This is a genomic window from Cryobacterium sp. TMT1-2-1 (assembly GCF_004403955.1).
Lineage (GTDB): Bacteria > Actinomycetota > Actinomycetes > Actinomycetales > Microbacteriaceae > Cryobacterium > Cryobacterium psychrotolerans.
In genome coordinates, this window is sequence record NZ_SOHC01000011.1 from 1 (window position 1) to 11301 (window position 11301).

Below are 11301 nucleotides of genomic sequence, written 5' to 3' on the forward strand. Positions count from 1 at the left end.
CGACTCCGGCCCCGGCGCCCGTGCCGACCGCCGCCGCCCGGCCGGCGGCGGCGGCCCCCGGTCCTGCGCCGTCCAGCTACACGATCGCCCGCGGCGACACGATCAGCACCGTCGCCGCCACCGCCCGGGTGCCGGTGCAGGCAATCCTCGACGCCAACGGCCTTGGCTGGTCCAGCATCATCTACCCCGGGCAGGTCCTGAAGATCCCCACCATCACCCGGTTGACGGCCGAGATGCGCGTGAACGCCGAGATCATCGTCGCGGTCGGCCGCAGGACCGGCGTCAGCGACCGCGGCCTCGTGATCGCGCTGGCCGCCGCCGCCCAGGAGTCGGGGCTGCGCAACGTGCAGCACGGCGACCGCGACTCGCTCGGGCTCTTCCAGCAGCGGCCCAGCGCCGGCTGGGGAACGGCCGCGCAGGTGCTCGATCCGGTGCGCGCCAGCCGCGCCTTCTTCGGCGGTACCGACAACCCCAACCGCGGCGTGACCCGCGGGCTGCTCGATATTTCCGGGTGGGAGTCCTTGACGGTCACCCAGGCCGCCCAGGCCGTGCAGGTCTCGGCCTACCCGAACCACTACGCCAAGTGGGAAGTCTCCGCGCGCCTCTGGGTCGCCGAGCTCGACTGACCTGTCGCCAGGGTCTGACGTGCCCCCCAAACACCCGGCTCACGGTGTTTTATCGGGGTTCTGGCGGCCGCGTTCCCTAGACTCGACGGGTGAGTGATAGCCCAACCGATCCGATGATCGGCCGTCTGATCGATGGCCGCTATCAGGTGCGCTCGCGGATCGCGCGCGGCGGCATGGCGACGGTATACCTCGCGACGGACCTCCGCCTCGAACGGCGTGTGGCCATCAAGATCATGCACGGCCACCTCGCCGACGACAACAGCTTCAAGGCACGCTTCGTGCAGGAGGCGCGTTCCGCCGCGCGCCTCGCGCACCCCAACGTAGTCAACGTCTACGACCAGGGACAGGATGCCGACATGGCCTACCTGGTCATGGAGTACCTCCCCGGCATTACCCTGCGCGACCTGATCAAGGATTACGGGCGGCTCACGCCGGAGCAGACCATGGACATCCTGGAGGCCGTGCTCGGCGGCCTGGCCGCGGCGCACAAGGCCGGGATCGTGCACCGCGACCTCAAGCCGGAGAACGTACTCCTCGCCGACGACGGCCGGATCAAGATCGGCGACTTCGGACTCGCCCGCGCCGCGAACAACAACACCGCGACCGGGCAGGCCCTGCTCGGCACCATCGCCTACCTCTCCCCCGAACTCGTCACCCGCGGAATCGCCGACGCCCGCAGCGACATCTACGCGCTGGGCATCATGACCTACGAGATGCTCACGGGCGAGCAGCCGTACGTGGGCGAAGCCCCGATGCAGATCGCGTACCAGCACGCGAACGACACCGTGCCCATGCCGAGTGCCAAGGTGCCCTCGGTCCCCCGCGAACTCGACGAACTCGTGCTCTGGGCGACGGCCCGCGACCCTGAGCAGCGGCCGAGGGACGCGCGCGTCATGCTCGACCAGCTGCTCGAGGTGGAAAAGCTGGTCCGCCCCGCGTCCGCGGGCACCGGCATGGCGCCCACCATGATGTTCCCGGGTGGCTTCGGCGACGCCTCGGCCACAGCGGACACGCAGATCCTGGGACCGCAGCCCCTCGCCGCTGCGGCGACCGCCTTGCCGAGCAGCAGCGCGATGCTGGCCACGAAGGCCGACAAGCGCAAGCGCCGAGGCTTCTGGCTGTTCACGCTCGTCGTTTTGCTCGCGGCCCTGGCCGGGGGAACCGGCTGGTACTTCGGCTCCGGTCCCGGCTCACAGATCGCCGTCCCGAAACTCACGTCGCTGACGCCGGAGAAGGCGGCGTCGGCGTTGACCGAGCTGGGCTTCACCGCGAAGCCGGGCGAGGAGTACAACAATGAGATTGCCGCGGGACTCGTCTCGAGCACCAATCCCGGCGCCGGCGCACGTCTGGCCAAGGGCAGCGCCGTGACGGTCCTCATCTCGAAGGGCCGCCAGCCGATCACACTCCCAGCCCTGGCCGGCCTGAGCCAGGACGAGGCGGAGACCGCGATCACCGACCTCGCGGCGCTGGTGGGCAGCACGGACGAGGTCTTCAACAGCTCACTCGAGCAGGGCACGGTCGTCGCGGCCAGCCGCGAGAGCGACGGAGGCGACGTCTCCAAGGGCGGCCCGTACTTCGAGGGTCTCGCGGTGAACCTCGTTGTCTCCCTGGGCCCCATCCCCGATGTCACAGGCAAGTCCGTTCCCGATGCCACCGCCATCCTCAAGGCCAAGGGGCTGGGCGCGGAGACCGGAGAGCAGCGATACAGCGACACGATCGCCAAGGACGCCGTGATCAAGATTTCCGCAGCCAAGAGCGGTCCGGTCCGTGCGGGCGACGTGCTCGTGCTCACCACCTCCCGGGGCCCGGAGCCGGTCGAGGTCCCGAACGTCATCGGCAAGCCGTGGAGCGAGGGCAAGAAGATCCTCACCGACCTCGGCTTCAAGCTCGACTACAATCCCACCGCGGATGCAATCGCTCCGTTCGTCAAGGTCGAGTCAGTGAAGCCGGGTGTCGGAACCAGCGCACCCAAGGGCAGCACGATCTTCCTCACAGCGACGAATCCCCTTGCGGGCTAGCTGCGTCCCGTAGCTGCGTCCCGCTCTGTCCGGCCCTGTCCTGCCCACGAGCTCCGGCGCGCTAGGCCTGCTTGCCGAGTTCGGGCCCGCTCCATCCCACTCGATCCTGCCGACTCACCCTTCGCGGCTCGCTCCTTCGTCGGCTCGCGTGGCCTTCTGCCGGAGTTCGGCGCTGATGGCGGTGCCGATGATGGTCTCCGATTCGGTCACGTAGGTGTGGCCGGTCGGGGTGGTCCAGGTGAGGGTGCCGGTTCCGTCCTGGGCCTGGCTGACTTTCCAGCCGGCCTCGTGTTTGAGGGCGTGGCTGGCGGGGCAGAGGTGGGCGAGGTTGTTGTGGTCGGTTCGTCCGCCGAATGCCCAGTCGAGGCCGTGGTCGATGTCCGAGCGGCTGGCCGCCCGGCTGCACCCGGGGTGCCGGCAGGTGCCGTCCCGCACCTGGAGCATCGTGCGGAGCGACGCTGGGATCGTGTACCGGTCCCGGCCCACCGAGAGCACCGCGCCGGTCTCCGGGTGGGTCAGGATCCGCACCGCGCTCGGACACTTCGCCGCCAACGCCCTGGCCGTGTCCGGATCGATCGGCCCGTACCCGTCGAGGCTGCCCGGCTCCTCGGTGACACCGAGGAGGGTGAGCATCGGGACGGTCACGATCAGGTTCGGCCGGAGCCCACTCATCGCGCCGTTCATGCCGGCCGCCCCGGCCGCTACCGTGCCGCCGGCCTCCGTGCAGCCGGCCTCCGTGCAACCGGACTGCGTGCAACCAGTCCCCGCGCAGCCGGCCTGCAGGAGCAGGTCGCGGAACACGTCCGCCCGCAGCTGGGTGAGCGTGCGCGGCTCGTCCGGCCCCTGCAGGGCGATCGCCCGGTCCGTCACCTGGCCGTAAACGCCGAGAGCGTCCGACGCCGGCAGGTAGGCGCTCAGCCAGCCCATCCCGTCGCGGGCCGGGTCGAACCGCACCGACCGGTCGGCAACGCTCCGCACATGCCGGGCCGTGATCGACTCCGGATCGATCCGCTCCCGCAGCTTCCTCGTCTTCCTCTCGAACTGCGACGCCGTCAACCGGCCGGCCGACGGCAACGCCTCCTGCTCCAGCTGAGCAGCTGCCTCGGCGGGCAGGCCGGTGGTTTCGTTGACCAGGATGATCGCCTGCCGGTAGCCGATCCGCCCCGCGGCCAGGGCCGCCAGGGTGTCGGGCAGGTCCTGGACCAGGGCCCGGCTGCTCTCCAGCAGGCCCGAGGCCGTCGACTCCGGGATCCGCAACGCGCAGGCCAGCTCGGCCACCAGCGACCGGCGGGTCAACGCCGGACTGAACGCACTCCCGTCGAGCTCCCGCTCGCTGCAGACCCGGGCCGCGTCGATCGCGACCACCCGGGCCGCGGCCTGCACCGCCATCGCCCGGTCGATGGCGGTGACCTCATCGATGAGCGCGCCGAGTTCCTCCAGGTGGACCGCAGCCGCTGTCAGCGGCTGACCCTGGTCGGTGGCGACACCCGGGTCAGCGCCCGGGTTCGTTCCCGGTCCAGCGCCCGGGTTCGGGCCGGCCGGGAGTGCCCGGCCGGGTGGTACTGTGATGGTTTCCATACGCCAACGGTACGGCGAACCACCGACATTCTTCCGGCCCGAAAGCGCCCCTGACCGGCCCTTGTGCATGACTCCCCGCCGCCAGGACCTGTGGAGGACAAGCGCAGGAACCGCACCCCGCACGCACCCCCGCCGCAGCCCCGCACGCACCCCCGCACGCACCCCCGCACGCAGCGAGAGTCGCCGTTCCTGCCGAGAATCGCCGCTCTAACGGCGACTCTGGGCAGGAACGGCGACTCTCGGCACCGAGACGGGGTGCTAGCGGACGGCGAGCTCCTCGGCCACGAGGAACGCGAGTTCCAGGGACTGCATGTGGTTCAGGCGCGGGTCGCAGAGCGACTCGTAGCGGGTGGCCAGGGCGGCCTCGTCGATATGCTCCGACCCACCCATGCACTCGGTGACGTCGTCGCCGGTCAGCTCCACGTGGATGCCACCCGGGTGCGTTCCCACCGCGCGGTGAGCCTCGAAGAAGCCCTTGACCTCGTCGACGACGTCGTCGAAACGCCGCGTCTTGTAGCCGGTCGGCGTGGTCACGCCGTTGCCGTGCATGGGGTCGGTGACCCAGAGCGGATTCGCGTCGCTCGCCTTGACCGCCTCGAGCAGCGGCGGCAGGGCATCCCGAATCTTCCCGGCACCCATGCGGGTGATGAAGGTCAGGCGGCCGGGCTCGCGATTGGGGTCGAGGATGTCGATGAGGCGCATCATGTCGTCGATCGAGGTCGTCGGGCCGAGCTTGACACCGATCGGGTTGCGCACGCGGGACAGGAAGTCGACGTGGGCGCTGTCGAGATCGCGGGTGCGCTCCCCGATCCAGACGAAGTGAGCCGAGGTGTTGTACGGGGTTCCGGTTCGCGAGTCGATGCGCGTCATCGGCCGCTCGTAGTCCATCAGCAGGCCCTCGTGGCTGGTGTAGAACTCCGTGCGCCGGAGCGCCTCGAAGTCGGCCCCGCAGGCGGTCATGAACTTGATCGCGCGGTCGATTTCCTTGGCCAGCTTCTCGTAACGCTGGTTGGCCGGGTTCGCAGCGAAGCCCTGGTTCCAGCTGTGCACCTGGCGGAGGTCGGCGAATCCACCCTGGGTGAACGCGCGAATGAGGTTCAGGGTCGAGGCGGCCGTGTGGTACCCCTTCACCAGGCGCGCCGGGTCGGCCTCGCGGGACTCCGGGGTGAAGTCGTAGCCGTTGACGATGTCGCCGCGGTAGGCCGGCAGCGTCACGTCGCCGCGCGTCTCGAAGTCGCTCGAGCGGGGCTTGGCGAATTGTCCGGCCATCCGCCCCATCTTCACGACGGGCATGGAGGCGCCGTAGGTGAGCACGACGGCCATCTGCAGCACGGTCTTGACCCGGTTGCGGATCTGCTCGGCGGTGGCGCCGCTGAAGGTCTCGGCGCAGTCGCCGCCCTGCAACAGGAAGGCCTGACCGCGGGCGGCCTGGGCCAGCCGGTCGCGCAGGATGTCGACCTCGCCGGCGAAGACGAGCGGCGGTTGGGTTGCCAGTTCGGCGGATGCCGCGGCCACGGCCTCGGCGTCGGGCCAGGTCGGCTGCTGCTTGATCGGAAGCGTGCGCCAATAGTCCAGGCCCGCGATCACTGATTTATCTGCGACGACGACGGGTTCGGTGGGGTCTACCACGGGACGATTCCAGTTTCTCTTGGTGGCGCGCATGAATTCGCGGGCCGTGGGTCAGGAGGGGAGGTCGGATCAGCGCTGAAACCGATTATGGAAGCTTACCGCGAAAGGTTTGCTCGCTTTTCTTTGACGCTGGTCGCGTAGACGTCCACGTACTCCTGGTCGCTGAGCGTGCGCAGCTCGTACATGAGCTCGTCGGTGATCGATCGCAGCACGAACCGGTCACCCTCCATCCCCTCGAAGCGGCTGAAATCGAGCGGGTCGCCAATGATGATGCCGATGCGCCGCACCTTGGGGATCCGGGTGCCGGTGGGCATCGCCTTCTCGGTGTCGATCATGGCGACGGGGATCACCGGGACGCCCGCCTCGAGGACCATGCGGGCCACGCCCGTGCGGCCCCGGTACATTTTCGCGTCGGGGCTGCGGGTGCCCTCGGGATAGATGCCGAGCACGCCGCCCGAGCGGAGCACGCGGAGCCCGGTGTTCAGGGAGTCCTCGGAGGCCTTGCCGCCCGACCTGTCGATCGGAAGCTGGCCGGTTGCCTTGAAGAACGTGCGCGTCGCCCAGCCCCTGAGCCCCTTGCCGGTGAAGTATTCGCTCTTGGCCAGGAACACGACCCTCCTCGGCACGATGAGGGGCAGGAAGACCGAGTCGATGAAGGAGAGGTGATTGCTGGCGAGGATGACGCCGCCCTCCTTCGGGATCTTGTCGAGTCCGACGATCCACGGCCGGAACAGGCCGAGAAGGATCGGACCGACCACAATGTTCTTCATGATCCAATAGAACATTGTTCGTTTCCTCCCTGAGCTGGAAAGCCTACTGCTCGATGACGTGCTTGCGCGCGAGGTCGGCTGCGCCGACCACACCCGCGTCGTTGACCAGCTGGGCGGTGGTGAACTCCGCCTCGGGGTGGTAGCCCCGAGCGGGCAGGTGTTCGAGGAAGGCCGCGCGGATCGGTTCGAGCAGAAGCTCGCCCGCGACGGCCACTCCCCCGCCGAAGACGAACACCTGCGGGTCCAGCACCGCGGCCAGGCTCGCGCAGGCCTGGCCGAGCGCGCTGCCGACCTGTCGCAGCGCGGCCAGCGCCCCGCCGTCGCCGGCCTGGATCAGCGCGCTCACGTCGACGCCGGTGAGTGTTCCCGCGCGCGCCCTGGCCGCGGCGAGGCCCAGGCCGATTCCCCCGGCATCCGCGAATTCATTGGCGATGCGCAGCAGGGCCCGGCCGGAACCATATTGCTCGATGCAGCCGTGGGCCCCACAACCGCAGGGCAGGCCGCCGGGGATGAGTCGAAGGTGACCGAGCTCGGCGCCCACGCCGAAGCCACCGCGGAACAACTGGTTGCGGGAGACGATGGCGCCGCCGACACCCGTGCCGATGGTGAGGGTGACCATGTCGCTGTAATTGCGGCCGGCGCCGAAACAGAACTCGGCCCAGCCGGCCGCGTTGGCATCGTTCTCGATGATGATCGGCAGGTCAAGCCGGGCTTCGAGCTTCTCGCGGAGGGGCTCGTTGCGCCAGTTGATGTTCGGCGCGTAGTAGACGGTCGACTGGCTCGCGTCGATGAACCCGGCAGCGGCGACCCCGGCGGCGATGACATCCTCACCCTCGGCGAGGTTCCTGATCATCGCCACGACGGCATCTTCGATTTCGGCCGGATCGCCGGCGGACGTCGGCCTCCGGTCGGAGCGGATGATGGTGCCCGCCTCGTCGACGAGTGCGCCGGCGATCTTGGTGCCGCCAATGTCGATCCCAATGGCATGCACGAGGGCACCTTTCGTCGGCGAGCGTTACGGAAACGAGCACCGCCGCATCCGGAGCAGACGCGGCAGTACCCCATAGAGTGTAGTAAATCAGCATCCCGCCGGGCGAAACACCCGCCCATCCGGCCCAAAGGAGTCGCCGTGAGACAGTTTGACGTTCCCGCCATTGTTCCTGCCGATCCGGCAGCCAATGTGACGGACCTGCTCGTCGATCGCCTGAAGGCGACGCCGAACATGGTTCTGTTCTCGCTGCCCGTGAACGGCGAATGGCTTCCGGTCAGCACCATCGAATTCCACGCCCAGGTCGTCGCCCTCGCCAAGGGTTTCGTCGCGGCGGGCATCGAGCCCGGTGACAAGATCGGCCTGATGTGCAAGACCCGGTACGAGTGGACGCTCGTCGACTTCGCCGCCTGGTTCGCCGGGGCCGTGCTCGTCCCGGTCTATGAAACCAGCTCTCCCACCCAGATCCAGTGGATCCTCGGCGACTCGGACGCCAAGGCACTCATCCTCGAAACCGCGGACCACTTCGCGCGCTTCGACGAGATCCACCCGGAACTGCCGACCATCACAACCGTCTGGCAGATCGGCCTCGGCGACCTCGACAAGCTCGCCGCGAGCGGAACGGCTGTCCCGGACGCTGAGATCGAACGCCGACGCGGCCTCGCCGTCGGAAGCGACATCGCCACCCTGATTTACACCTCTGGGTCCACCGGCCGGCCCAAGGGCTGCGTGCTGACGCACTCCAACTTCGTCGAGACCTGCCGCAACTCCGCGGTCGCGCTCAAGGAAGTCCTCACCGACGAAAAGGGTGCATCCACCCTCCTCTTCATCACCACCGCACACGTGTTCGCGCGATTCATCTCGGTGCTCTGCGTTCACGCGGGCGTGCGCGTCGGCCACCAGCCCGACACCAAACAGCTCCTCCCGGCGCTCGGCAGCTTCAAGCCCACCTTCCTGCTCGCCGTGCCTCGCGTGTTCGAGAAGGTCTACAACTCGGCCGAGCAGAAGGCCGAGGCCGGCGGAAAGGGCAAGATCTTCCGCGCGGCCGCCGAAGTGGCCGTCGCACACTCGCAGGCCCTCCAGTCCGGCCAGGCGATCCCCCTGATGATGAAGATCAAGTTCGCCCTCTTCGACCGGCTCGTCTACAGCAAGCTCCGCGCCGTCATGGGCGGCAACGTCAAGTACGCGGTGTCCGGATCGGCGCCGCTCGGCGCGCACCTCGGCCACTTCTTCCACAGCCTGGGCATCGTCATCCTCGAGGGCTATGGCCTCACCGAGACGACCGCTCCGGCCACCGTCAACCTGGCCACCAAGTCCAAGATCGGTACCGTGGGCCCGGCCCTGCCCGGCGTCTCCGTGCGAGCCCTGGACGACGGCGAAATCCAGGTCAAGGGCGTCAACGTCTTCAAGGAGTACTGGAAGAACCCGGACGCCACACGCGCGACGTTCGAGGACGGCTGGCTCAAGACCGGCGACATCGGGTCCTTCGACGAGGAGGGCTTCCTCACCATCACCGGGCGGAAGAAGGAACTCATCGTCACGGCCGGCGGCAAGAACGTCGCCCCGGCGGCCCTCGAAGACCCGATCCGGGCGAACTCGCTGATCGGGCAGGTCGTCGTGGTCGGCGACCGCAAGCCCTTCATCGCCGCCCTGATCACCCTCGACCCGGACATGCTCCCGGTGTGGCTCAACAACAACAAGGAAGACGCCGGGATGTCCCTGGCCGAGGCCTCGGTGAACAAGGCGGTGCTCGCCGAAGTGCAGCGCGCCGTCGATCACGCCAACGAGCACGTGTCGCGGGCCGAATCGATCCGGAAGTTCGTCGTGCTGCCTACGGAACTCCTCGAGGCCAACGGCTACCTCACGCCTAAGCTCAGCATCAAGCGCGACCTCATCCTCAAGGACTTCGCAGACACGATCGAGGGCCTCTACGAGGGCGCCCCGGTCACCGAGGGCTTCTCGATCAGGGACTGATCAGCGGGGTCCCGACAGGCCCGGTTCCCGACAGGCTCGACCTCAGAAGGGGTCGGGCCTGTCGGATTAGAACCAGGTGGACGCGCGGACTTCCTTCATCGCTGCGCGACGGTTCTCCTTGTCCAGGCGGTCGAGGTAGAGCAGGCCGTCGAGGTGATCGGTCTCGTGCTGCAGCGCCTGCGCCATGACTCCCATGCCCGACAGCTCGACCGTGTCACCCTCGAGGTCCGTGCCGACGACGCGGGCGAACGGATACCGCTTCGTCGGGTACCAGAGGCCGGGCACGGACAGGCAGCCTTCGTCGACCAGCTCCGGCTCGCCGGACAGCTCGACGATCGCCGGGTTGAGAATATAGCCGATGTCCCCGTCAATGTTGTAGCTGAACGCGCGCAGGTTCACCCCGATCTGCGAGGCCGCCACCCCGGCTCGACCCGGCAGCCGGACACTGTCGAGCAGGTCGGTGACGAGGGCGCGGACCCGGTCGTCGACGATGACTATCGGGTCGGAGGCGGTCTTGAGGACCGGGTCTCCCAGGAGACGAATCTGGCGCTCAGGCACAGGGAACTTCCAATGATCGGGGCGAGGTCTCGGTCGGAGGCAGGGTTACCGGCTGCGGTCGGCCGGCAGGCCCTCGACGACCAGCGCCGCGAGGGTTCGCGCCGCCAGCTGCGTGATCGGCCGCAGGTCCTTGAAGGAAACGACGCTGCCGGCCGCCAGCTGCGGGTCGTACGGGATACGCACGATTTCCCGCACTCGTGACCGGAAGTGCGACTCGATCTCTTCCAGTTTGACCAGGTTGGTTCCCTGGGTCGCGGTGTTCAGGGCGACGATCGCGTTCCGCACGAGTCCGCCGTAGCCGTTCGCTTCGAGCCAGGTGAGGGTCTCAGAGGCCAGCCGCGCCTCGTCGACGCTTCCGCCGGAGACGATCACGACCGAGTCCGCTCGCTGCAGGGTGGCGCGCATGACCGAATGCACGATTCCGGTGCCACAGTCGGTGAGCACCATCGAGTAATAGCGGGCGGCGAGGTCTGCGACGACGTTGTAGTCGTCTTCGTCGAATGCCTCGGAGAGGAGCGGATCGGTGTCGGACGCCAGGATGTCGAGCCTGGTCTCGTCCCGGGAGACGAGGGCGGAGAAATCCGTGAAGTTGCCGATCGACGCGGCCCTGGTCACGACGTCGCGCACCGTCGACCTGGTCTGTTTGCTGACCCGCTCAGAGAGCGTTCCGCGGTCGGGGTTCGCGTCTACGGCCATGATGCGGTCTTCGCGCGCGTCGGCCAGCGCCATCCCGAGCAGCGTGGTCACTGTGGTCTTGCCGACGCCGCCCTTGCGGGTGAGGATCGGCACGAAGCGCGTGCCGCCCTCGAACTCCTTGCGGATGCGTTCGGTCATTTCGTCGTGCGCGATCACGCGGGCCGAGTCGCCGAGGTTCACCAGGTGCAGCGTGGCGTCGTAGACCAGCCGGTTGAAGCCGCCGCGCGGCGGGCGCCTGGTCTGGCGATTGACCGCCAGCAGGCGGTCGGAGGTCAGCATGTTCGCCGACTCCGGGACTCCGGCGCCGCGGACCTCGGAGCGGCCGGCCGACGGGTCCTCGGCCGCACCGTCGCCCCGGGTGACCGGAACGCTGATTTCGATGCTGCGGGTGCCGGCCTGCGGGGCCCGGGCGGCCGCAGCGTCCCTGCCCGTCCGGGCGGGGGCCGCCGTGCGCGTCACGGACC

General features: G+C 68.6%; 9 protein-coding genes. 3 read left to right on the plus strand and 6 right to left on the minus strand.

Going from position 1 to position 11301, the window contains the following annotated elements:
* Together E3T33_RS01505 and pknB are read left to right on the plus strand one after the other, a co-directional pair.
* The coding region (locus E3T33_RS01505) for a LysM peptidoglycan-binding domain-containing protein (protein WP_134574580.1) at window positions 1-626 on the plus strand (626 nt) is incomplete at its 5' end.
* Between the two features lie 89 nt (window positions 627-715).
* Window positions 716-2644 carry a Stk1 family PASTA domain-containing Ser/Thr kinase gene (gene pknB, locus E3T33_RS01510; RefSeq protein WP_134574581.1) on the plus strand — a complete coding sequence of 643 codons (1929 nt, stop codon included), beginning with the start codon at window positions 716-718 and terminating at the stop codon, window positions 2642-2644.
* A 114-nt stretch (window positions 2645-2758) separates the two neighbouring features.
* Here pknB and E3T33_RS01515 read toward each other — a convergent pair whose 3' ends face one another.
* The 4 genes from E3T33_RS01515 to E3T33_RS01530 form a co-directional block, all read right to left on the minus strand.
* Window positions 2759-4222, minus strand: coding sequence for an HNH endonuclease signature motif containing protein (locus E3T33_RS01515; protein WP_166784361.1), 1464 nt, complete (start codon window positions 4220-4222; stop codon window positions 2759-2761).
* Between the two features lie 258 nt (window positions 4223-4480).
* Window positions 4481-5809 (minus strand): 3-deoxy-7-phosphoheptulonate synthase class II, encoded by a 1329-nt coding sequence (locus E3T33_RS01520; RefSeq protein WP_241982788.1) that lies wholly within the window; start codon window positions 5807-5809, stop codon window positions 4481-4483.
* 137 nt (window positions 5810-5946) lie between these two features.
* Entirely contained in the window at window positions 5947-6636 is a 690-nt protein-coding gene (locus E3T33_RS01525) for a lysophospholipid acyltransferase family protein (RefSeq protein WP_092321468.1), read from the minus strand.
* A 28-nt stretch (window positions 6637-6664) separates the two neighbouring features.
* Complete coding sequence (locus E3T33_RS01530) at window positions 6665-7612, minus strand: ROK family glucokinase (protein ID WP_134574583.1); 948 nt, start codon at window positions 7610-7612, stop codon at window positions 6665-6667.
* 138 nt (window positions 7613-7750) lie between these two features.
* Between E3T33_RS01530 and E3T33_RS01535 the strand changes: the two genes are divergently transcribed.
* Window positions 7751-9583 (plus strand): AMP-dependent synthetase/ligase, encoded by a 1833-nt coding sequence (locus E3T33_RS01535; protein ID WP_092321466.1) that lies wholly within the window; start codon window positions 7751-7753, stop codon window positions 9581-9583.
* 66 nt (window positions 9584-9649) lie between these two features.
* Here E3T33_RS01535 and E3T33_RS01540 read toward each other — a convergent pair whose 3' ends face one another.
* Together E3T33_RS01540 and E3T33_RS01545 are read right to left on the minus strand one after the other, a co-directional pair.
* Window positions 9650-10141 carry a peptide deformylase gene (locus tag E3T33_RS01540; protein WP_092321465.1) on the minus strand — a complete coding sequence of 164 codons (492 nt, stop codon included), beginning with the start codon at window positions 10139-10141 and terminating at the stop codon, window positions 9650-9652.
* 45 nt (window positions 10142-10186) lie between these two features.
* Window positions 10187-11296, minus strand: a complete 1110-nt coding sequence (locus E3T33_RS01545) for a MinD/ParA family protein (protein ID WP_241982789.1) — start codon at window positions 11294-11296, stop codon at window positions 10187-10189.
* Window positions 11297-11301: the final 5 nt, after the last annotated feature.